This window comes from Streptomyces sp. NPDC001709, assembly GCF_053596375.1.
In genome coordinates this window covers 1-22,190 of record NZ_JBSFGB010000073.1, presented here as the reverse complement: position 1 = coordinate 22,190, position 22,190 = coordinate 1, and the positions used below count along the sequence as shown (strand labels likewise).

The following is a 22,190-nucleotide window of genomic DNA, read 5'->3' as shown; positions in this document are numbered from 1 at the left end:
GCCTGCCGACCCCAGATGTTCTGGGGTCGGCAGGCCCACCTGCATGACGTGTCGACGCTCAGGCTCCCTGCGGCGGGCTCACCTGCCCCCGCACTGCATCGCGGTACTCGGCGCTGCCTGAGAACGGCACCCGGGTGCGGGGTTGGTGGTAGCCGTTCGCGCACTCGCCCAGGTACATCCGAGGAAGGCGCTCCAGCACCCGTGCCAGAGCGTCGTGCCACAAATACGGCCCGGCGGCCGCATCCTGCCCTGTCGGGTTGTAGGCGGACTCCCACCCTGTCCACAGTGCGGTGAGCTCCTGGCGCGCCGCGCCGTGTAGATACCAGCACTGGCGCGGAAGCTGATCGGTCGAGAGCTCGAACTCGTCGGCCAGCCACAGCACCCAGTCCACGAACTTGTCCCACAGCTCCTGGTACTGATCCTCCGGCACGGTGCGCCAGTCGATGGCCGCCCCCGGCACCCGCTCGCCCTCGGCAGGGGCGCCGCCCGCCGGTCCGCTGCCCACCGCGCCGGCGGCAGCCTGCTGCGGGAGCGTGCTGAGCTGCTGCTCGATCTCGGTGAGCCGATTCGTGATGATCTTCTGCTCGCCGTTGAAGGCGTCCAGCGCGTCGAGCAGCGGCTGGAACGGGTCATCTTCCGGCTCCTCCAGACCGAAGTCCTCGTTCTCAGCCACTGTTCTGCGCCTCCCGCAGGGCGGCGTCCGTCGCGGCCTTGATCTGCGCAGCGCGAGAACTCTCATGGATACGCTCGAACTTGACCTTGGTGACCTTGGTGCGGCGGTGCACCACCAGACCGTGCCGCTCGGGAATCATCCGGATGTCAGCCGGCTCCAACACCGCCCGGCGCCGGGTCGACACAGAGACCGACATGCTGTCCCCACTGTCAGATATGGACTCCGTATCCTCTTCGAATTCTCCCGCCAACGCGCTGTACGTCTTCAGTTCCTGCTCATCGCTGACACCACCGAGAATTACCTTCACTGTGGCTGCGGCGAACATTTTTCTGACGCCGATCTCGCCCCACCTTTCCTGAGCTTGGGCGAGATTCTGGAGAACGGCGACAACGAAAATGTTCTGCGATCCGCTGACGCTCATGAGAGACGGAATCTGAGGGAGCGGTGCGACATTCGCCAACTCGTCACCGAAGAAGCCAAGCGGTGGGTCGAGCCGCCCGTTCGGCATCTTCGCGGCAACCTTCTTCGCCGTGTCCAGAATGGACCTGGTGAAGGCCGCCATAATCGGAGCGAGGCTGGACCCCTCGTCCTCCTCGCCGATCAAGAACAGCGTTCCGCCGGTGCGCAGCCAGTGCTCGATGCTGAACAGGGACGGATCCTTCGGGTCCGCGGCGAAGATCTGCGCCACGAGGGGGTCGTAGAGCGCAGTGAAGCTCTGCTCTGCAGTACGCCATGAGGCGCTGCGCTCCTCAGGCGCCGCGGCGTGCTGGGCGGCGAGCGCGCGCGCAAGATCTGACCGGCCGTGCCTGGCGAGGATGTCCACCGGCTCTCGGATGCTGGGCGCGGTGGCCCAGCGCAGCAAATTCATCGCCCCAAGCCCTTCCAGGGCGGCCGCGTGAAGCCAGCAGGTAATCAAGATCTGCGCGTTCATCGCGAAATAGCCGCCATTTTTCGTGCCCTCCTCCGATTTTGTGGTGGACGTGAGGGTCTCGGCGCGCTTTCGAGCTGTTGTGAAATCCTCGCAGCCGTCCACGAGTGACCATCGCAACTGGTGCGGCCACCCGGAAAGAGCAGTCGGATCCAGAACCTGCACGGGGCCATGCCGTTCCCGCAGTTTTGCGGTGGCGTAAAGGATGTCAACCTTCGAACTGGTCGCCAGAACCGTTCCTTCGAAATCAAGGATTCCCGGCATGATGATCTGGCTCGTCTTGCCTTCTCGGGGTGGCGCGACCAGAAGAAGGGTTTCCTCAATCGGCACCCACAGTGGGACGCCCGTGGGATCCGACACGCCGATGTGGACGGCGACAGTCTTGACGCTGGGCTTGGCAACGGTCAGCTTCTGATCGTCCTTGCGGAGCCGGGCCGGCAGGAGGGACTGCGCCTTGGTCCTGGCGCCGGCCGCCTTGGCCTGCTTGGCCAGACTGGGGCGCAGGGCGGGAAGTCGGGACAGCGCGTAGCCCTCGCCGAGAGCCGCTTCCAGTTCGCGCTTGGTGGCGAGGCCGTCGGTGCCCTCTGAGTTCCAGGCTGACCACCGTCGCCACGCCTTGCGCCCGACTACTGCGGTACACACTGCGGTGGCGACGAGCACTGGGTAGAAGATGAGTGCATGGCCCACCCCGGCCCCGGGCGGGAATGCCTTCCCCGGGTCCAGGGGGTCAGCTGGCAGTTTCACCAGCGCCTGCCCCGCCTCCGACCAGGACACTGTGGCGAGCCGTCCGTGGTTGAGCAGGCCGGACACGGCCGCGGACACCCACATCAGGAAGGACCCGGCGACCACCGCGGCGATCCCGAGCAGCCACCAACCGTCGCGGAACAGGTGAAGCCTTATCCCGCTATGGGGGGTGACAACCTTGCCGTTCACATGCCACCCCCCTTGCGCAGAGGCACAACGGGAGCGGTGAAGCCCTCAGAAGGCGCGGTGCGCTTCTCCGTCATCCTGCTGTCGGTGTTCGTCAGCTGGATCTCTGTCTGCGACCGGATATGTTCGACCAGCAACACCCGCTTGCCCACCTGCCACACGGCTCGGCCGGGCGCGCACAGGTTGGCAGGGTCCGTGATGGCGGCCACCGCCCACTTGGGCAGTTGCAGGTAATCGGCCGTGATCTCGGCCTCGTGCTGATCCAGGTGATAAATGACGCGCGTCGCGCTGAGTTTGAGGATGGCAGCTGCTTCGGGAGCATCGGCGATCAGCAGATCACCGAGGTGATGAAGAATCGACCAGAAGCTCAGCCCCAACCTGCGGCCATACCTCATGAACTCCTCGAACAGCCGGGCGACAGCGCGGTGGGACAGGATGTGCCAGGCCTCTTCGACGATCAACGTCCTCTTGACGTCGTCGTCCTCCTTCAGCCAGCCGAATCGAAGCCACGGCCCGATCACGGCCATGAGGAGCGGCATCGCGACACCCTCGCGAGGCAGCTGCGCCAGGTCGAAGACGATCAGCCGCGCATCGAGATCGATGCCCTCCGAGGTAGGGCCGTTGAACAGGCCAGCCAGCTCCCGATTCGGGGCGCATAGCTTGTCCAGGGCGAGGGAGGCGGGCTGGCCCCAGACCACCAGGTCTTCCGCGCTGATCTCGCGCTGGCCGAGCTTGGCCGCGATGGGGTGGGTCAGCGCATTATGGACGTCAGACAGCACCGGTACCCGGTTCTCGGAAGCCGCGACCTGCAGGGCCACCGAGTGGGCCTGTGACAGCGCGAAGTCGGTCTCTGACGACAGCGCGCCGGCCAGGATTTCGACCATCGAGGACAGCACGCGGAATTGATGACGGGCTGGGATCCGGGGATCCAGAGGGTTGAGCCGTACACCCTGGCCCGAGCCGCCGTAGACCAGGCGGATCGGGGTGATGCCGAGGGTGCGGGCGATCTGGTCCCACTCTCCCCGGCCGTCTTCCCCCTGAGCGTCGAGGATGCAGAACGACCTGTTGCGAAATCGCAACTGGCGGAGCACGTAAGTCTTCTCCAGCGCGGACTTCCCGTGCCCGGACTTGCCGAGCACCAGGACGTGTCCACTGGCCAGGCGTTCGCGGGCTGTCGGGTCGTACAACACGAACGGGTCGTAGATCCAGGCCCGCCCGCTGTAGATCTCCCGGCCGATGATGACGCCACGCGGATCCAGGCTGGGCGCGCCCACTGCTGGATACAGGCCACAGGCCTGCATCGTCGTGGTGCGCACAGCGCGCCGACGGGTGGCGGACTGAGGCAGGATCATGCGCAGCATGGGTCACCGCCGCCCTTCGGGAAGGATGCCGCCGACCAAGGGCAGCGTGTTCGCGAACGCGCGCCACTGCTCTTTATCGCACCACTCCAGCGTCAGCTGGCACTTGGCAGCTGCGGCCCGGATGTCGTTCTTCTGCCGGATCAGCTCTTCCTTGTCGGAGCTGGTCACCGTGACCCAGCCCGTCAGCCGCACGCCCGAGGCTCCAGCAGCAATCTCCTCGACCGTCCCCGCGGCAGCGCGAATCTCCCGCCGCTCGCGGGGGTCCTGTAGCTTGCCTGGGGTGTCATCGGCCTGGCCGATCTCCGAGGTCACGTCCGAGAGTGCCTCGGCCAGCGCGCGTTCCCCGGGGACGAGCTCCATCGTGACCCCGACGGTGTAAATCATGTCCTGGACGTAGAGCAGGAGCGGTGCCAAAAAGTTGACCCCGACCGGCATCGTCGGCCACTGCTTCACCCAGGCTGTCGCGCTGTACCACGGCTCGTCCGCCTCGAAGCCTCGGGCGGCGATGAGGGTCTCGTCCCGCGCGTCGACCTCGGCCGGCCAGGCCGTGGAGCGGTCCATGCCGCGGTTGTCGTCCAGCCAGTGCCCGGGCGCATAGCTGTGGTGGAAGAGAGAAGACAGCGCCGCCTCGTCGAGGCTGCGGACCCAACGCAATTGGGCTCGGCCCAGGTTGCGGATGAATGTCTCGATCTCCTTGCCGAGGACGATGCCGTAGCCCTCGGCAAGCGTGCTGTACCGGCTGGCCTCCTCGACGAGGTCACGGCTGTAGGGAATACCGAGCGCGAGGAAGAGGCGGCGATCCTCTGCGGAGATGGCCACCCGCTTCAGTAGCTGCTCGTACGAGGCGTCCAGCCAGCTTGCCGCATTGGGGTCACGGCGCGTGGCAGCGTCGCGAATGTGAGCATTGGGATCCGTTGGGATGATCTTGGAAAGCCACTGCACGCGTTGGATGCGGCCCCCCGACTCGGCGGTACTGCGCAGCAGGAACTCCCAGGCGCTGATGAGGCTTTCCTTGTCCTCGGCGTCCAGGCCGCCGAAGTGCTTCATCCCCTCGACTTCGACCACGGCACTGAACATCGCCTCACTGGGTTGCAGCAGGACAGCGACGGTTCCGAATCCGGTCCGTGCCTCGAACCACTCCATGCGCGGGGGGACACCCGCCGGCGCAGTGACGGCGGCCGGACGTCCGTCGCCCCAGCGCCCGGCGAGCGGCGCGGTGGACCGGTACAGCAGCGAGCCGTTGCGCAGCCCCCGCCGGTATGAGCGCTGGATTTCGAACCATCGCAGGTAAGTACGCCCGCGGAAGGGGATGAGCACCGCCCAAGCGGTGAACAGGGCAACGCCGACCGATCCGACGATCTTGAGGGGTATTCCGGGCAGGGCTGCCAGCGAGATGACGGTTAGGACGGCTCCTGCACCAAGGACCAACTGTTCGTCGGCCTCGAACTTTCGACCGAGGAATCCGCGCGGACGGGGCCTCGGGAACGTGAATGAGCGTGCCACAGCAAGCTCACCTCCAGTTCAGATGAGCCTGAGTCAGGCGGGGGATGAGGGGTTGCTGTCGGGCCACTCACTGGTCGGCGGGGGAGGAGGTGCTTCACCGCCGGACAGAACGTTTGTCTGCGGGGTCGGAGCCTGTGGCACGTCGCTCGGCGTCGAAGACGACCCGCCTCCACCGCTTCCGCCGCCTCCGGCACCGAGCTGGGGAGTTCCGCCCATGCCCCCAGCTCCACCAGGCTGGTCGGGACCCGGCTCAGAGCTACCGCCCGAGCCATCAGACAAGCCACCGCCCGAGCTCATGGCGCCTGCGTCGTCGTTGCCCATGTTGGCGGTGTCGAATCCTTGGTCAACCGCGCCCTTGACTTCCTGCTCGGCCTCTTCCTTCTGCTCCTCAGCCTTCTGAGCTCCCATCACCCCAAGCCCAGCAGGGCCTGCCGCAGCTGTTGCCCCTGCTCCGGCGAGTTCGCCTTCGCTTCCGCCCCCGCCTACGCCTGGGACATCCGCACCTCCGGAAGTCCCCTTGTCCTGCATCTCGTCATCGCTGTTGCTCCCTCGTGCCTTGGACCAGGCCTCCTTGCCCTTCTGCATCGCCAGGTCGCGGTGCTGGGCGAGGTTTTGGATCTCGTCACCGAACATCGGAACGAACTTGGACACCTGCCAGGGCGCGAAGCCGGCAATGAGGAACAGCGCCAGGATGATCAGCAGAGTGCTCAGGATCTTGCCGAAGCCGGACGGGGGGTGACGGAACATGCCGCCGAACAGAGCCGGAATCATCGCCAGGACCACCATCATGATCCACTTGGACATGATGATTCCCGTGATGATCCCGATGTACTTCTTCGTGTGACCCCACAGATCTCTGTCCACCAGCCCGGCAAACACAACCGGGCCGAAGACAACGCCGGTCAAGATCAAGGCGTTGCGGGCGACGAGCATGAGGAATAGGCCGACCCCCACAGTCAGGAAGAAGAAGATCAGCGCCAGTGCGATGGGCAGCCCCACCCCGGAAGCTGCCAGCGCGGCAAGCAGCACTACGACGAAGGCGCCTGTCAGTGCCATGTCAGCGAGGAAGGGTCTGAACATGCTGATGGCCATCTCGTCGACGAGGTCGACGACGGTCGCGATGATCGCGGGTGCGAAGGCAGTCACGATCACCGAGAGCAAGAGGTGCCCGATGGACTCCCCAATGGCTGTGCCTGGGTTCACGCCGCGGGCGACGCGCTTCACGATGGCGATCAGCCAGGCGATGCAGGTGAAGATGGTCGCCAGGGCGAAGACCATGCTGTAGAGCTTGAGGAAGCCGGGATTGCTCCAGTCGATCTGCAGCACGGGATCACGTCCCGTCCGTGGCTATGGCCTCGATCAACTTGCCGATCGCTGGCGTGGACTTCTTGGCCAAGTAGCCAAGCGGGTCTGAGGCGAAGTCGATCGTGTCACTGACCGCGCCGGCTGCGTCGCTCACGCTGCTGACTGCACCGTCGACGGCGTCTCCGGCCACCTCGCAGACGGTTTTGGCTTTGTCACACACCCACTTCGCACCATCGATCGTCTTGTCGATGACCTTGTTTCCGGTGTCCTTGAGGTCCTTGCACAGGCCCGCTGGCAGTACGCACGGCAGATCGATGCCGCCGAGCTCGGGAGCCTTGGCGGGGACTGCTGCTGGAGCGGCTGCGGCCGGGGTCGCCAGCGTGGTTGACCCAGCCACCACGGCGATCAGCAGGCCGAGGAGGAGGGCTGTCAGGCGGCACGTAGCGTTAGCCCACATACGGCGGCGCATCGAACTCCTCCTCAGCTGTGCGGAAGGTCTGCATCGAGGAAGGCGAGGAGCCATCTGACTGCAGTGGGGTGGGGCCGTCGACGGAAGCGATGGATGTGACCTTCCAGTCGCCATCACGCCACTGGAGGTTGTAGGTGTAGGTTGTCCAGCTGGCTGAGACGGGCAGCTTGGCCTTGTCCGTCGGGACCCCGGCTACGGAGGTCATCCACACGTCGACCGACGCCACTTGGTTCGAGTAGCTCGTCACCCGGGTTCCCAGGCAGGCGGATCGGAGCAGCAGCCCGGAGGCCTTTGGATCCTGGAGGCCGAAGCCCGCGATGAGCTCCGCGGTGGCCTGGTCGTCCTGGCTGATCTGGTTCGCAACCGATGCGGGCGCCATGATCTGCCCGATCAGCTTGTCCCGGTACGGCTTGTTGGTGATGTACGACCGACTCGAGCGTGCGATCTCGAAATTCGCCGCCGCAGCCGCCGCACCATCCTTTGACTGGGGATAGCCCACGGGCACACCGGCTGCCTTGGCCGTGGGTTTGGTCTTGCCGCCGCTACCGCCCGGCTTGCCAAGCGCCTGAGACGCGCCCGCCGTGCCGGGCTTGTCGCCCCCGGAGGAGCCGCCACCCTGTCCGGTCAGCGAAACCAGCAGAGCGACGAAAAGGACCGCAGCGGCGAACACGCCAATAAACAGACGCAGCGGAGGCCGGCGCCTCCCCGAGTCGGCACTCGTGGACTCGGAGACCAGCATCCGAGTTCCTGCCGCGGGGGTCTTGGCCTTCTTGGGCATCAGACCCCCATACCGAAGACGATTCCGAAGAGCGTCGACATGGAGGCGACGAGGAACAGGCCCGCCAAGGCGCTAATCACCATGGTCTTGCCCTGCTTTACATCCATGGTGTTCTGCTGGGAATTCCCGACACGGATCTGCCAGGCGCCCCAGATCGCCATGCCGAAAAGGATCAGCACCACGGCCGCCATCAGAACCTGAATGATCGTCCGCGCCTTTGAGCCGACCGCGCTGAACGGTCCCCAGTCGGGGCTCAGTCCGTTCACGAGGTCGCCTACGCCGCCCGCCAAAGTGGTGGCGTTCTGTATGGCCCCGACCATGCCTACCTCCCTGCTAACTCGGTGCCCTGCAACCGCAAGAGCGCCGAACTGTTGCCACTTGGTCCGAAAGCAGGAAAAACTCGCGCAGTTCGAATAGTCGAGGTCCAGTTCCCGCCACGCGGGAGGAGCTTGACTATTCGCTATCGGCGTGAAGTAAAGTCCCGCCTTGGATTCTTCGGACACCTCCGTGACTAGCTGACGGCGCACGACGTTAGAGGCCAATTCAGCACGCATCGCAGCCCTTTCCGCCTGGCGGGCACGATGCACTGTCGCTGCCCGCACCACGGGAAACCCGCTCCTGGAGCGGCCCGTCCAGCGGGACGCTCGGAGGGTAAATGCGGAAAGCACCGCTGATCGGAATAGCCGTCCTGCTCAGTCCAGCCATCGCGGTGCTCGCGCTCGTGCTCCTGCTTGCTGGTGCCGGTGGGTCAGACACCAGTGACATGTCGGCGACAGCCGCCAGCCAGTGCGTCGTCAAGGCATCCACTGCTGATGGACGAACTGCACAACGCCCTCAGGTTCCGCTGAGCCCACGCGGAGACCAGACGCAGCCGTCCTGGAACGAAGAGCAAACCAAGAACGCGGCCGTCATCACCAACGTCGCCCGGACACGGAACCTCAAGCCTCGCGCCGCAGTGATCGCCGTCGCCACCGCCATGCAGGAGTCAACCCTGCGCAACCTGCACAACGGAGACCGTGACAGCCAAGGACTCTTCCAGCAACGCCCAAGCCAGGGATGGGGCACCGCCGCCCAGGTAACAGACCCCATCCACGCGTCGAACAAGTTCTACGACGCACTGGTGAAGATCCCCAACTGGGACACGAAGGACCTGGCCCACGTAGCCCAAGGCGTCCAGCAGTCCGGATTCCCCGACGCCTACGCGAAGTGGGAGACGAGCGCTGGCAAGCTCGTCGCCCAGGTATGGGGAGCGGACGTCATCGACTGCGAGCAGTCCGGCGGCAACGGCAATGCGGCGAAAGCCTCAGGTGCATGGCAGGCCCCGGTCGGCATCAAGGCCACCCACAACTACCAGGCGGGAGGATCGATGTGGTCCTCCGGCAGGCACACCGGAGTGGACTTCCCTGTCGCCACCGGCACAGAAGTCCACGCCGTCGGAAATGCCACCGTCATCGAGGCTGGATGGGGCGGACGCTACGGCAACAACGTCGTCCTGAAGATGTCCGACGGCAGCTACACCCAGTACGCCCACCTGTCACGCGTCGACGTAAAAAGCGGCCAGGCCGTCAAGACAGGCCAGGTCATTGGCCTCAGCGGCGCCACGGGAAACGTCACCGGACCGCACCTCCACTTCGAGGCACGGACCGGACCTGCCTACGGCAGCGACATCGACCCCGTGAAGTACATGCGGGAACGCGGCATCACCATCTGATCACATCCCTGAGGAGCACCATGAGCCCCCAAGCCCCCGGCACACGCAAGCCTCGCAGCATCTCCACCCACCTGGCCATCGGTTCGAACACCGTGACGGTTGACGGCGGCGCCATCCCAATCCCTGCAGGACGCACCCCCACCGAGACCGCCCTCGCCCACCTCAGGTCCCGCGCCCGACCCGAACTGATCCTGCGAGCACACATCGAACAGGAAGGCTCATCGGAGACCCTGCACCTCCCCATCACCCCGCCGGACCAGACGCCACCGGCTCGTCCACTCCCTGCCGGCCTCCCGCCCGAGCTGGAGGAACGCCTGATGGTCACCAGGCAGCTCATCACGAACGGCGGACCCACGGCAGCGGCCGATCACGCCCAGAGTCTCGTCATCGACCTGACCATGCAGTACGGCGCCGAACACCCGGTCACTCTCCATGCCGCCGAGGACTGGGCGCACCTCGCCTGGCTCACCGGGAACTTCGAGGCTGCCGCTGAAACGTGGCTTTGGCTCGCGGAGACCCGAAACGAGCAGAACAACCCCTGCCTCACCCTCCTATGCGCCGACAACGCCGTCGCCTCATGGCGCCGCCAGCGGTCCGAAAGCGCAGCTCAAAGCCGACACGCGCTCGCCGAAGGAATGGCTCGACTGGGCCTGCTGCGCCACCACGCGGCCCTGACCGCAGTAACAGAGAGCACGGGCTGATCCGAGTCCCGTATGATCTATTGACTTTCGTGGCTGGCACACCATGTCCGGCCCACGAGCAGAAGGGAAGACCGTGATGCGACGGAGACTCACCTTCGCCGAGCTCGTGATGGTGGTCGGCCTGCTCTACTTCGCCGTGACCATCGCGCTCGGCGCCACCTACCTCGGCAGCGGCTGGACCTGGCGCGTAGTAGCGCCGGACGGCTGGTACTCCCTGCTCGGATACGCCGCAGCCGCGGCCTTCATCGCGAAAACCTGCAGGCACCGGCGGAGCAAGGCCTCGCGCGAACAGTAGCTGGCACACCGGCCGTGGCGGACCATGGCCGGCGCGCGCTACTCTGGTGGACCGACGGGCCAGCAACCCCTTCCAGGCCGCGACAGTATCGATCGCGGTGCCTCGAGCACTTGGTGCAGGGGCGGTTGCTGGCCCTCGCCATTTCTCAGGCCCTCTGCCGCGTCCTCTTCGTCCCGCCAGGCACGGGACACTTGAGCCCTTCAACAGCGCCGTACGGGAGGAGCATAGGCATTCTGGCCGCCGCTCCTCGCGCGTCCCGTTCTGCGAGTGCAGACTAGGTGCCCAGACCAAGTTCAACTGATGGAGGCACCCTTGTCCACAGCAGCCGGGACCAGCCGTACCCGACGCCTGGCGCAGCATCCCACCCGCTTTCGCGCGTTCCGCAGGAGAGCCGCGGAGGCTGCCGCAATACTGAGTCTCTCCGTGGCCGCCGGCATCACAGTCAGCAGCGCGCTACCGACCGGCGCCACCAGCCAGGCAACGCCCGGAGACCCCGCCTGGGACTCCACCAGCAATGCCGTGCTCGCCGATCCGGCCTGGGACAGCTCGATCAAGGCCCCGCGATAGCACGCTGAGTGGTGTGCGGTCCTCTCCTCCAGTGCTGCAGCGCCCCGTGCGGGCAGACCGCCCCAAGGAAGGCGCCCAGGCTAGTTGCCGCTCGATACAGGTGAGAGACGCGCGAGCCACTCGCGCGTCCGCACCCGGCTCACAACAGGACACCCGCGAAGTCCGGTACAGGCAGGGCAGGCTAGCGACGACGAGCCTCGACTGCTAATGCCGCCCCTCAGCCGACCAACGCTCAGGACTACCTCGCCCACAGGTGCCGGAAGCACCGGCCGCGACAATTAGCTGGGTATTGAATGTAATGCAGTAATTGAATAGTTTGCCGGTGCTTGCCGTGGGGACCGCACGCCTCGACCTTCCTCGAAACGGAGCATCCCGTGAACTTGACAGCCAACGTGTCGGTCCCTGAGATCGCCGATCAACCCGCACACATCTCCACCGGGTCCTACGCGCTGTACGCCGAGCGCGACGGCATTGCCGTCGGCTGGGAGTTCTGCGACATGCTGGAGACTCCTCAAACCGCACGCGCCCTACTGCCTGACGTGCGCCGCGAACTGGCCACGCTCAACGAGGCAGGGCACTTCCGCGGTACGAGCTACATACACCTGCTCCGCCATGCGGCTACAGGTTGCGATTGCCTGACAACCGAAGCCCCCGACGAGGGCTGCCGAGTACTGGAGACCTTCGCCCCGCGTGAAGCAGCAAGCGGGCAGGATGACCAGGGCGCGGCACAGGCATGGGCCATCGCCGCCGCGGCCAAGGAGGTCAGCACCACGCCCGCTGCTGCGGGAGTCGCTTGGGACGACTAGCCGATCCGCATCTCCGACGACCCCGCGAAGCACGATTTCGAGCTGATCAACACTGCGTGTGGTCAGCGTCTGTGTGACGTGGAGCATGGCGACACGCTTCCGCCCCTTGTCGGAATGGTCGGAGGGCCACGCTGCGAAATGCGCCAGGCCCCACGTGCCTCCGCCGGGCAAGACCTCGTGAGGCGGGGAACGTCTTAGCGGTGCGGGCGGCTGCGGCGGCCTGCACCGGCAAGGGGGAGCTGCCGTACCTCGGGCGGCTCCCCGTAGCTCACCTGGATACGACGGAGCTGGCAAGGAGGGGCCGGCAGCGTTGCCGCGCGGGCCGCCTTGCCGAGGCCAGACCGTTGGGCCGTGAGGGCAGGCTCCTCACAAGCTGAGGCTAGGTTTCCGCCCGATCCGGCGCCGCACTGACCAGTCTCGCCATCTATTGAATGGAATTGCTCATTTACATAGTTTGCAGGTGTGGCCGGGGAGTCCGGACACGCGGAGACGGAGGAACAGAAGATGGAATTCGACCTCAACACGCTGTTCGCCGCGGAGCCCCAGGGCAGCACAGCGGCCGGGACGATCGCGCGCGTCGCTCCCACGGTGGAAGGCATCACGGGAGCGCGGAACGCAACCCTTGACGACATGGTGTCCCTTCTGCGCGCCCAGCGGGACTCAAAGGTGGACATCGTCACCTCCGCCTCCGACCTGCGTATGGAGGGCGGGATGCTTCGAATCGCCGGGGACCCGACGGCGATCACCGCGAACGGCGTGGGGCGCGCGGAGGCACTGCTCCTGCCGACGGAAGTCCTTGACGAGCAGGCTGGTGCCAAGCTGGGGATCCCGGTCGGCTACCTCAAGAAGACCCGGCGCGAGCAGATCGGCCTGTACGACGCGAACATCAACGGTTGGCTCGCGAGCACGCCGAGCCGCAAGTTCATGGTTCGCACCCTTCAGGACCGCGGCAGGGGAACTGGCGTGGCACGCGCCCTGCTGAGTGACAAGTACAAGGTGATGGACAACCTCGACGTACTCGTAGCCGCGTTGGACGGCATCCATCAGGCCGGGCACCCGGGCGAGGTCACCAGCTGCGACCTCAGCGACCGCAGGATGTACGTCCGCATCGAGGCCCCGCAGGTCGCAGTCGCCGCCCGCGAGCTGCTCAAGGACTACCGGTCCCCGTTCTCCGGGCAGACCGGAGCCGATCTCCCGGAAGTTCACGCCGGTCTGGTCATCACCAACTCCGAGGTCGGCTGCGGAGCCGTCAGCATCATCCCGCGAGCGGTGTTCCGCGTCTGCCGCAACGGCATGACGATCGAGCAGGACACCATGCAGGCGGTCCACCTGGGTGCCCGGCTGGAGGAGGGAACGATCGACTGGTCCGTGGCAACCCAGACCAAGGAACTCGAACTCATCACGTCCAAGACCGCCGACGCCGTCGCCCACTTCCTCTCCCACAACTACGTGGAGAAGGTCATCGAACGCGTCACTGAGCGGGCCGCGACCGAGATCAACGACCCGGGTACGACCGTGAAGGAAGTCACCAGGCAGCTCAGCATTCCGGACGAGACCGCGGACGCGATCCTGCGCCACTTCATCAAGGGCGGCCAGACCACAGCCGGCGGAGTCATGCAGGCCTTCACCTCTGTCGCCCAGACCATCGAGGACGCGGACGCCGCCCACGCCCTCGAAGTCAAGGCACTCGAAGCACTCGCCCTCGCCGCGCGCTGATCGCGAAGTTCTTGAGTCGGGGCCCCACATTTGCGGGCCCCGACTCCTGACCCACCGTCAAGGCCGAGCAGCACGCATCGGCCTGATGCGCTGCCGCTGCACGGCAGAGGCAGCAGGCATCAAGCACTCATCGCCCAGCCATGGACGTCGGTGCCTGCCACGCGAGACACAGCCTGAAATGAACAACCGAGGCGCCAAGACCCCACCCCCGCTCTCACTCGGGCCAGCCTTTCCCCAGCGACGGAGATCACGTTGATTCGCGACGAAGCCACGACCACCGCCGAGTTCACCAAGGCGCCGGCCACCCCCAGGTGGCGCCCCCTGCCCAAGTGGAATCCATGGCCCGAAACATGCACCTGCGCCCCTTGGAACCGCTACACCTGTGGGCACTGCCGACACGATCAGTGCGAGGACTGCGGTATGTGCGCCATGTCGCCGTGTCTGTGCTGGTGCGAGTATGGCCTTGGCTTCGCCCCGAGCGACTGCCCGCCCGAGGGGCCGATGTTCTGGCTTGGCGGCCATCACGCGAACTGGCTGTCGACCTGGAACGTCCCGATGTGCGTATCCCGGAACACCCTTGTTGACATGGCCCGACTGCCTCGCGCTGCCGAGAGCTGGATGTGCGACTCCGGCGCCTTCACCGAGATCGATCGAAACGGCGCCTGGACCGTCAGCCCCCTCCAGTACGTCCGCGACCTGTCCCGGTTCCGCGACGAGATCGGCCGGATGCGCTGGGCTGGTCCGCAAGACACGATGTGTGAGCCCGACATGGTCGCCAAGACCGGCCTGTCCGTGGCACGCCACATCGACCTCACTGTGGGCAACTTCATCGACCTCATGTCGATCGATGACTCCCTCGCTATCTACCCCACCGTCCAGGGCTGGAAGGTCCCCGACTACGTCCGCTGCGTTGAGGAATACGAGCGGCGCGGCATCGACCTGAAAGCCTTCCCATGGGTCGGCGTCGGCTCCGTCTGCAGGCGCACCAACGTCCGCGACGTATACGCGATCCTCTCCACGCTCGCCGATATGGGCCTGCGCCTGCACGGCTACGGACTCAAAGGCGACGCGCTCGCCACCTGCGCAGAGTTCCTCGCCTCGGCTGACTCGCTCGCCTGGTCCGCCGACGCCCGCTGGGCGGCCACCAAAACCGGCCCGCTGCCCGAATGCGTCGGCAAGCATAAGTCCTGCTCGAACTGCATCCGCTGGGCAATGCGCTGGCGCGAACGGATCATCGCCTCAGTGCGCAGTCCCCGGCAAACCACCCTGTGCCTGAAGGCTCAGCCTGGACAAGACCGACCTTGGCATCCCCTTGCCGCAACCCCCGGGGACCTTTTGGACTGGCACTGATCACGAGGCGCCCCCGAAATCAGCCCACCCATTGAATGAACATCCTGGCGTCCATAGTTTGCGGCTTGCCCTGCGGGCGAGCCGGCCTAAACCGCCTGGACCCCGCATTCGATTCAGAGAGAACCATCACCATGCCGCCAACTCCCGCCGAAATAGCCGCGATCCTCTCAACGCCGGAGCAGGCCAAGCAGGTACTCCGCCTGCTTCCGCTTGGCGTCCTGGATGCCCTGGCTGACGCGATACCCCCCGTCATGCAGGAGGCACTATCAGCCCTGCTGGCCGAGCGTGTCCGCGCCTTTCTGGACGACACAGACCGCGAACTTCGGGACGAAGCAGCGTACTTCACAACCATCGAGGAACACGGGGAAGCCACCTGGAGCCCGTTCATCGCTGCGCTTTCTCCCCGGGAAGGCATCCCCACCCTCGGCAACGCCGTCACCAACGTCCACGCCTGCACCACTGCCGAAGAGAACCTCGCTGCCGAACTGACGGACCCCGACCTGCGCAGCGCCCTTCGCCGGCTCGCCGAGCTCGACCCACCGGACCACGAGGACGTCCTCCGCGTACATCTCCGCACCGGTGAAGTCGAGCACCTGCGCCAGGCATCCAACTGCTCTTGAGTACTGCCCCGACCTGTCCCTACCAACGACCCGAGCAGGAATTCGCCATGTCCGAAGCCTTCACCGTCACTCCCCTCCGAAACCAGAGCAACCCGCCCGCTCCGCGCGCCGAATACGCCGACTACCAGCCCACGGACTGGCTGACCGCGTTCCTGGATCCTGAGGACGACCGCCCCCTCCAGCTGGTCGTCCGGGGCTCGAGCAGGCGAGAGGCCGCTGAGACTGCGTACTTGCTCGGAAACCACGAGGGCTACGACGCCGAAGGGATTCCGTGGCCCTACGGCACGCGAGCCATCGGGGTCGGGGACGTCTTGCACGTCTTGAGCCGGGACGGTCACGCTCAATGCTTCAGCCGCCGTCGAAGCGGCCGCCTCACCCGACTCGCCATAACCCCGCTGATGTCCCGCCCGGCCCCCGCCGATCATCCTGCGGCGAATTTCGCCCAGATGCTCCTCAGCTGCATCGAAACTGAGCCCCTTCGCTTTGACCAGACCCGTTGGTTCAGCGGTGCCGAGGAGCTGTTCCCGGGAGACGAGCTCTCCGAAGACGTACGGATGTGCACAGCCGGCTGGGCGGCGCACCTTGCTGGCTATGCCCACTGCCGCCGCCTTGCCTGGCGCCGCCTGGTCGAGCGCCAAGGGCTGCTCTTCAACGTCGAGGTGGTCGCCGCGACCGCGCTCGGCCTGGCACCCGACGACGCCAAGCGGCTCTTCGACAGCAGTCTCAATCCCGCCATTGCGCGCGCCGCGCTCGCCCAGATCGCAGCCGGGGCGTCCCGCATCAACTGGGCAGCCGCAGGAAAGTCCCACGCCCATTCCCGCTGAGGCAGCCGCCTTCGTGGCGCCCGCTGCGAAGGCGCCCGTCCCGGGCTGGCTCAGGGCCGGCTGCCCCAAAGGGCCGGGCGCTGGCACCCATCAACCGAGATCGCCCCCGGCAACAGTCGGGGGCGAACCTGCTATCCATAGAGAAGGCCATGCCGACCTACGAGACGTCGCAGCGCTTCGCATCTGATCTCGCCAAGCTCGCCCCAGCACAGCGCCAGCGATTCCAGCGAGTGGTGCTCGAGGAATTCGTCCCAGATCTTGAAGCCGGCCTGTTTCGCCCAGGATTGCGGATCAGGGGCCTACAGGTGGCGCGTGGGGTTTTCGAGCTGACATGGGGCCCGAATGGCCGGGCCACATGGGCGTACGGACCCGAACGCCTTCGCGGAACCCGCCATGTCGTATGGAGGCGAATCGGGACCCACGCGATCCTTAGCCGTCCCTGATCACCACTGGCCGGCATCGCAAAGGAAAGCAAAAGCGGCCACCAAGAAGAGCGGAGATGCCGCCCGGGAGGCCGTAGTAAGGCGTCTTACGCGAGGGCGTATACGCAGGTCAGAGCAGCTTTGTACCCTCCCCAGCTCATTGAATAGAGATCCCTAATTAAATAGTTTGCAGGTGTGGCCGGGAGGGCGGCCTAAAGACACCGACAGGGGAGGGGCTCAGATGAGCGCGATGACCGCGACACCTACCGCGGAAGTCACGGATGAGGAGGGACGTCCGTACGCCAACGGCTTCCGGCCGGCCGTGTTCGGGTGGGACGGGTGGACCTGCGCCGACTGCACCGTCTGCGGCGCCGGTGCGACGTGCGCGGACTGCAAGGACTGCACGGCCTTCGCCGCGCCGTACCCCCCGCACTGGGCACGGGATTGGCAGGAGGGTGAGCCGGAGCGCGGAGTCGAGGCCTTCGGCGGCCCCGGCGGCATGTCCGCCGGTCGCGGCCTGGTCGACGATCGCGGCGACTGGGCGCTCATCGAGAACAACCGGGACGCGGCGGCCACAGCCCGGGCAGCTGGTCACTGGGTAGTGGAGGCGGACATCAGGACGCTCGACCCCCGCCACCCTGCCCTGCGCTGCACCCGCCGATTCCACGGATCGCCGCCGTGCCAGACCCTCTCCGACGCGGGTAAGCGGTCCGCGTGGAACAGCGATGAGATCTCGGAGCTTCAGTCGATCATGTGGCAGGCCAGCGAGGCGTTCGGCTTCCTGGAGGTCGACGACCTGTGCTCCCTCTACGGCGGCCCGCACGGCTACTTCGGCGACGTACTCGACGGCATGGAGGACCACCCGGACGCTGACGGGTGGGGAGAACAATGCGGCGGTGGTCTCCTTCCCCCCTGCATGACCCCCGACCAGTTCCGCGAGTGGGCCGCCTCGGTGGTGTCCGACGAGCGCACGGCGCTGATGGCGGAGATGCTGATCTGGCCCATGTGCCTGGTGCAGATCGGCGCCCCCCTGGTGTCGATCACCATGGAGCAGTCAGCGAACTTGCTCCGGCAGACCCCGGCCCTGGCAGAGGCCATACAGTCCGAGATCACCAGTACGGAGGGCTTCGGCTGGGCATGGTGCTCCTGGCAGATCATGGACGCGGCCGACTACGGAGCGGCCACCCACCGGGAACGAGCCTGGATGGTGGCAACCCGCTACGGGCAGCCCCGGTACGCCGAACACGTGGACGGTGAGGCGGCGGCCCGCGAGATGTGGGCGCACGTACTCAAGCGCACCGGCGAGCTGCCCGACTGGGCGCCGGAGCTTGACCGGCGCATCGAGCCCTACCAGGGCCGCCCCGCACTTCCGGTCGTCACCGTGGCCACCGCGCTGAACCTCCCCGAAGACTGGTGGGCCGACACGCGCGGCAAGCGGAAGCTGAACCCCAAGACGGGCAAGCCATTGGGCGGCGGCAGCTTCCCCCTCAACGACATCGGGCAGTGCGTCACCGCACCCTGGTATGGAATCCGCTTCCGCCCCGCGGACGTCCCCCAGGGAGAAGGCACCACAAAGATCACCTTGTCGGATCTTGGAGCCCTCGTCGGCTTCCCCCGGGATTACCCGTGGACCTACATCCCCACCCGCGCTGGCGCGAAGGGCACCCGGAACATCGCACAGATGATCGCCGACGCTGTGAGCAAGTTCGTGGGCGCGGCCGTCTCAGCCGCGGTCCAGGGTGAGGACTGGTATGAGCCGGTCGCCGACTACCAGGCGACGCTGTACCAGCTCGATGTGCCCCCTCAGGAGCGCACCGTTCTCCGCGCGACACTGCCCTCGGAGGCGGGCGCCGTGCAGGGAGCTGTGTCCAGCCCATGGCATCCACTCGCCGTAACCCCCCGCGAGTTGATCACCTGGCACTGACCTCGCCGACGAGCCCGGGCACCACGGCCCGGGCCCCGTCGACGGGGAACCGGGCGGCCCTGGGCAGCACCAAATTCGCCACCCGCGACGGACGCTCGTGGACCATCCGCCCGCGCCACGCTTCGGAGGCGCTGAGGATCTCAAGGGCCGGAACCGTCACCGGCTTGAGGTTTCCGCGCAGCTCGTCGGGCGCGGCGCCTCCGTGGCGCGCCGCCACTCTGCAACGCACGCAAGAGGCAACGCGATGCCCCGCACGGCCAGGGTGCCAAGTCTGAGGATCACACCGACGGTCCCTCGTCGCTGCTGTGTGCACGCGGCGGGCACGGCAGCGGCAACAGCGAGCAACTGCAAGAGAAGAGCGGCGTGGGGCTCAGTCGGGGCTTTCCTTTCCTACGCCAGCCAAGACCACCGTACGGCCTTCCGGATCTATGTCCTTTTATTGAATGGCATCGATCAATTGCATAGTTTGCAGGTGCGCGGGGAGTGCGGGAACGCCGGAGCAGACCCGCCGCATCACGTCAAGGATGGCCCGGGATGCCCCACGGTCTGCCGGTTCATCTGGTGGAAGCGCCACCGGCCCTGCGACACCCGCACGGCGACTCCGATACGAAAAGGAAACAGACACATGCCTCACACCGAACTCGACAAGCCCACCGGCGCCAGCACGGCAAAACCGACCCTGAGCAACCTTGTGCAGGAAGCTAAAGCCCACGGCGTCACCCAGCTTTCCGACTTCCTTGAACGGAGCGGCCGCGACATCACCGATCTGTACCGGGGCAACACCTCATGGACGACCGTCCTGAGGCGCGCAGACCTTGCAACCCACCCCTCCGCGCCAGGGGAACAGGACCTGCTCAAGCGCATGCACGTCTTCCTCCACGCCGACGACACCGAACGCGCGGAGACCTACACGCGGCTCGTGGCCGACGACGCGACCCCCTACGAAAGCCTCCCGGAGCGGGACAAGACCCTCGCCCGGATGCTCTTCTTCAACCTTTGGGACAAGGCCGGAGGGTTCACCTCCTACGAGGAAGGGCTCGACACCCTCCGCAAGCAGCCCGCCGTGCGAAGCGAAATCCGTCAGATCCTCACGCATCTGATGCAGCGCAGGTCGCTGCGTCCTGCCGCGCCGTTGGCAGGACCGCACGCCCACATCCCTATGAGCGTCCACCACGCGTACAACCGCTCTGAAATCCTCGCCGCCCTGGGCGTGGCCCGCCTCGGCGGACAGCTCCCCGGCTTCTTCGCCCAAGGCGTCCTGTGGGATGCGGCGAACAAGACAGACGCACTGCTGATCACCCTCAACAAGAGCGAACGCCACTTCTCACCAACCGTCCGGTACAAGGACTACGCCTTGAGTCGCACGCGGTTCCACTGGGAGTCACAGAACTCGACCGCGAGCACCTCACCTACGGGCCAGCGATATCAGCAACACGCCCAGCAGGGCACCCACGTTCTGCTCTTCGTGCGTGTCAACAAGGACACCGCCATCGGCAAGGCGCAGCCGTGGATCCTGCTCGGTCCCGCGACATACGAACAGCACACAGGCAGCAAGCCCATGGCGATCACCTGGCGCCTTCACCATCCACTCCCCGACGACGTATGGGCCTCCCTCCCGAGCACCGATGAGACGGCGTCGGTGTCTGAGCGCTGAACATGCCCCCGACGGCATCGCGAGCTCGAGACGCGGTGCCGTCGGCCGTCAGCCTTGCTCGCTCTCTCGCCGATGCCGCGCCCGGCGAGGGCGCAGAACTCACCGTCGACCTGGACCACTGAGAACCACAACGCGCGCATGCCCAGAGAGGATGACGAACGATGGCAGATACGAAGCCCTTGCTACTGCTCGACGTGGACGGGCCGCTGAACCCGTTCGGTGCCCCGCCGCACCGCCGCCCGGCTGGTTACCGGACGCACCGGATGAAGCCGGACAACTGGATTGCCCAGCACGGCGGCATGCCCGAGCGCCGTGTGAAGCCGCTGCGGGTGTGGCTGAACCCCGCGCACGGCCCCGCGCTCATGGCGCTGCCGTACGAGCTGGTGTGGGCCACGACATGGGAGCACGATGCCAACGACTGGATCGGATGGCGCATCGGCTTGCCGCGCGAGCAAGACCTGCCCGTTATCGAGTTCGGCAACCAGTGGACGCTCCGACCCGACGGCACCTATGTCAAAACGTGGCCGATCGTTGCGTACGCGGCTGGGCGGCCGTTTGCGTGGGTGGACGATCAGATCTGCGACGTCGACCGAGCTTACGTGGACCATCACCACCCGGGCCCGGCCCTGCTGCACTGGGTGGACCCACGCAAGGGCCTGACCGAAGACGACTTCGCAGTGCTCGCCGACTGGGCAGCAAGCATTAGCACGCACACCCCCCCAGGAGCACACCGATGACGGAACAGACCAAGGTATTCACTGCCGACATCGCCGAGCGCGCTGTGCGTATCGAGGGTACGCCCGAGCGCACCAAGGCCGAGCGCCCGCGCCGCTACAGCGTGACCGAGAAGTACCGGGACGACCGCGCCGCAGTGTGGACGGCCCGCCTGGGCCGCGCCGTGGCCGTCGAGGTGGTCTCTCCCCAGGAACACGGCATGTGGGACACGGACCTGCTGCGCAAGGCGCTGGCCGAGCACGCCGGCGTGAGCGTGGACCAAGTACGCCCGGTGCGCGCCCGCAACGACGTCCAGGTCGCCCCGCGCGTGTGGGAGGTCGTCCCCGCCAAGGAGGACGGGGAACAGCTCGCGCTGTAGGGGAGCCAGGAGAACAAGACACGAGCTCACCGCCCGGGGCGCCAGCCTCCAGGGAGTGCCCCGGCCTACCCAGTTCCCTATGCCAGCGAAGGGATCACCAACATGCCCGAGCCCAAGCCGATGCTCCTCCTTCAGCACCCCATGGAAGACCCCGAGCACGACTGCAGCAGTTGCTCCGGTGACCACCGGCCGATCGTCCCGCCCATGGTGGGGATCGCCCCGTACTGCGCGTGCGGCTGGACACCGTTCAACGGCTACACCATCCAGAGCCACCTGAAGGACATGGGCGCCTGGCCGCCCGTCACGGTCGAGGACTCGCCACGCGGCTACTTCGGCCCCCGCCTGTAGCGAAGCACACGAGGGCCGCAGTCAGGGCGAACGGTTGCTGGTACCGCGTCGTGGGTGAGCGGCACGCGCACTCATGGACCGCCCGGACAGCGCCACCGTCCGGGCCCCCTGGCTTGAGCTTCTGCAAGGCAGGCGGGTCCCGGCCGGGGGGCGGCACCTGTCGGGCCCGGGCCGTATCCGGCGATACCGCGTCACCACTTCACACCCCCCGC

The 22,190-nt window shown here is 66.4% G+C and carries 23 protein-coding genes; 14 read left to right on the top strand and 9 right to left on the bottom strand.

The features are described from left to right. Nucleotides 1-58: 58 nt before the first annotated feature. Genes ACWC0C_RS45740 through ACWC0C_RS45705 form a run of 8 tightly spaced genes read right to left on the bottom strand, consistent with a single transcriptional unit; the run spans nt 59 to nt 8,267 of the window. Nucleotides 59-673: a hypothetical protein gene (locus tag ACWC0C_RS45740; protein ID WP_450870932.1), complete on the bottom strand. Its 615-nt coding sequence runs from the start codon at nt 671-673 to the stop codon at nt 59-61. Next, nucleotides 666-2,534 carry a type IV secretory system conjugative DNA transfer family protein gene (locus tag ACWC0C_RS45735; protein ID WP_450870930.1) on the bottom strand — a complete coding sequence of 623 codons (1,869 nt, stop codon included), beginning with the start codon at nt 2,532-2,534 and terminating at the stop codon, nt 666-668. Before ACWC0C_RS45735 ends, ACWC0C_RS45740 begins: the two co-directional genes overlap by 8 nt. Then, nucleotides 2,531-3,892 (bottom strand): ATP/GTP-binding protein, encoded by a 1,362-nt coding sequence (locus ACWC0C_RS45730; protein ID WP_450870928.1) that lies wholly within the window; start codon nt 3,890-3,892, stop codon nt 2,531-2,533. Before ACWC0C_RS45730 ends, ACWC0C_RS45735 begins: the two co-directional genes overlap by 4 nt. Nucleotides 3,893-3,895: 3 nt before the next feature. Then, complete coding sequence (locus ACWC0C_RS45725; RefSeq protein ID WP_450870927.1) at nt 3,896-5,395, bottom strand: SCO6880 family protein; 1,500 nt, start codon at nt 5,393-5,395, stop codon at nt 3,896-3,898. 33 nt (nt 5,396-5,428) lie between these two features. Beyond that, nucleotides 5,429-6,721 (bottom strand): hypothetical protein, encoded by a 1,293-nt coding sequence (locus ACWC0C_RS45720; protein ID WP_450870925.1) that lies wholly within the window; start codon nt 6,719-6,721, stop codon nt 5,429-5,431. Between the two features lie 4 nt (nt 6,722-6,725). Beyond that, complete coding sequence (locus ACWC0C_RS45715; RefSeq protein ID WP_450870923.1) at nt 6,726-7,169, bottom strand: hypothetical protein; 444 nt, start codon at nt 7,167-7,169, stop codon at nt 6,726-6,728. Continuing rightward, nucleotides 7,147-7,947, bottom strand: a complete 801-nt coding sequence (locus ACWC0C_RS45710) for a hypothetical protein (protein ID WP_450870921.1) — start codon at nt 7,945-7,947, stop codon at nt 7,147-7,149. Before ACWC0C_RS45710 ends, ACWC0C_RS45715 begins: the two co-directional genes overlap by 23 nt. Next, nucleotides 7,947-8,267 (bottom strand): hypothetical protein, encoded by a 321-nt coding sequence (locus ACWC0C_RS45705; RefSeq protein ID WP_450870919.1) that lies wholly within the window; start codon nt 8,265-8,267, stop codon nt 7,947-7,949. The genes ACWC0C_RS45710 and ACWC0C_RS45705 overlap by 1 nt, the downstream gene beginning before the upstream one ends. A gap of 335 nt (nt 8,268-8,602) precedes the next feature. Here ACWC0C_RS45705 and ACWC0C_RS45700 point away from each other — a divergent pair, with 335 nt between their 5' ends. From ACWC0C_RS45700 to ACWC0C_RS45655, 10 genes are all read left to right on the top strand, one after another. Next, nucleotides 8,603-9,658, top strand: coding sequence for a M23 family metallopeptidase (locus ACWC0C_RS45700; protein WP_450870917.1), 1,056 nt, complete (start codon nt 8,603-8,605; stop codon nt 9,656-9,658). A gap of 20 nt (nt 9,659-9,678) precedes the next feature. Then, the gene (locus tag ACWC0C_RS45695) at nt 9,679-10,359 is read left to right on the top strand and encodes a hypothetical protein (RefSeq protein WP_450870916.1); all 681 of its coding nucleotides are present in this window, start codon (nt 9,679-9,681) and stop codon (nt 10,357-10,359) included. 76 nt (nt 10,360-10,435) lie between these two features. Further along, nucleotides 10,436-10,654 carry a hypothetical protein gene (locus tag ACWC0C_RS45690; protein WP_450870915.1) on the top strand — a complete coding sequence of 73 codons (219 nt, stop codon included), beginning with the start codon at nt 10,436-10,438 and terminating at the stop codon, nt 10,652-10,654. Between the two features lie 312 nt (nt 10,655-10,966). Then, nucleotides 10,967-11,221, top strand: coding sequence for a hypothetical protein (locus tag ACWC0C_RS45685; protein WP_450870913.1), 255 nt, complete (start codon nt 10,967-10,969; stop codon nt 11,219-11,221). Nucleotides 11,222-11,595: 374 nt separating this feature from the next. Beyond that, entirely contained in the window at nt 11,596-12,027 is a 432-nt protein-coding gene (locus tag ACWC0C_RS45680; protein WP_450870912.1) for a hypothetical protein, read from the top strand. A gap of 504 nt (nt 12,028-12,531) precedes the next feature. Beyond that, a complete protein-coding gene (locus tag ACWC0C_RS45675) occupies nt 12,532-13,743 on the top strand; it encodes a DUF932 domain-containing protein (RefSeq protein ID WP_450870910.1) in 1,212 nt (403 codons plus the stop codon). A 420-nt stretch (nt 13,744-14,163) separates the two neighbouring features. Further along, nucleotides 14,164-15,093: a deazapurine DNA modification protein DpdA family protein gene (locus ACWC0C_RS45670; RefSeq protein ID WP_450870908.1), complete on the top strand. Its 930-nt coding sequence runs from the start codon at nt 14,164-14,166 to the stop codon at nt 15,091-15,093. Between the two features lie 35 nt (nt 15,094-15,128). Further along, on the top strand, nt 15,129-15,713 hold the full coding sequence (locus ACWC0C_RS45665; RefSeq protein ID WP_450870907.1) for a hypothetical protein: 585 nt from the start codon (nt 15,129-15,131) through the stop codon (nt 15,711-15,713). Nucleotides 15,714-15,760: 47 nt separating this feature from the next. Next, complete coding sequence (locus ACWC0C_RS45660; protein WP_450870906.1) at nt 15,761-16,537, top strand: hypothetical protein; 777 nt, start codon at nt 15,761-15,763, stop codon at nt 16,535-16,537. Nucleotides 16,538-17,200: 663 nt separating this feature from the next. Continuing rightward, entirely contained in the window at nt 17,201-18,883 is a 1,683-nt protein-coding gene (locus tag ACWC0C_RS45655) for a hypothetical protein (protein WP_450870904.1), read from the top strand. Here the strand turns inward: ACWC0C_RS45655 and ACWC0C_RS45650 are convergent. Continuing rightward, the gene (locus ACWC0C_RS45650) at nt 18,870-19,100 is read right to left on the bottom strand and encodes a hypothetical protein (protein ID WP_450870902.1); all 231 of its coding nucleotides are present in this window, start codon (nt 19,098-19,100) and stop codon (nt 18,870-18,872) included. The two genes, ACWC0C_RS45655 and ACWC0C_RS45650, sit on opposite strands and share 14 nt — an antisense overlap. Nucleotides 19,101-19,322: 222 nt before the next feature. Here ACWC0C_RS45650 and ACWC0C_RS45645 point away from each other — a divergent pair, with 222 nt between their 5' ends. The 4 genes from ACWC0C_RS45645 (at nt 19,323) to ACWC0C_RS45630 (ending at nt 21,978) form a co-directional block, all read left to right on the top strand. Beyond that, a complete protein-coding gene (locus ACWC0C_RS45645; RefSeq protein ID WP_450870900.1) occupies nt 19,323-20,537 on the top strand; it encodes a DUF3427 domain-containing protein in 1,215 nt (404 codons plus the stop codon). 161 nt (nt 20,538-20,698) lie between these two features. Beyond that, the gene (locus tag ACWC0C_RS45640) at nt 20,699-21,274 is read left to right on the top strand and encodes a hypothetical protein (protein ID WP_450870899.1); all 576 of its coding nucleotides are present in this window, start codon (nt 20,699-20,701) and stop codon (nt 21,272-21,274) included. Then, the gene (locus tag ACWC0C_RS45635; protein WP_450870897.1) at nt 21,271-21,630 is read left to right on the top strand and encodes a hypothetical protein; all 360 of its coding nucleotides are present in this window, start codon (nt 21,271-21,273) and stop codon (nt 21,628-21,630) included. Before ACWC0C_RS45640 ends, ACWC0C_RS45635 begins: the two co-directional genes overlap by 4 nt. 102 nt (nt 21,631-21,732) lie before the next feature. Beyond that, nucleotides 21,733-21,978, top strand: coding sequence for a hypothetical protein (locus ACWC0C_RS45630; RefSeq protein ID WP_450870895.1), 246 nt, complete (start codon nt 21,733-21,735; stop codon nt 21,976-21,978). Nucleotides 21,979-22,190 lie beyond the last annotated feature (212 nt).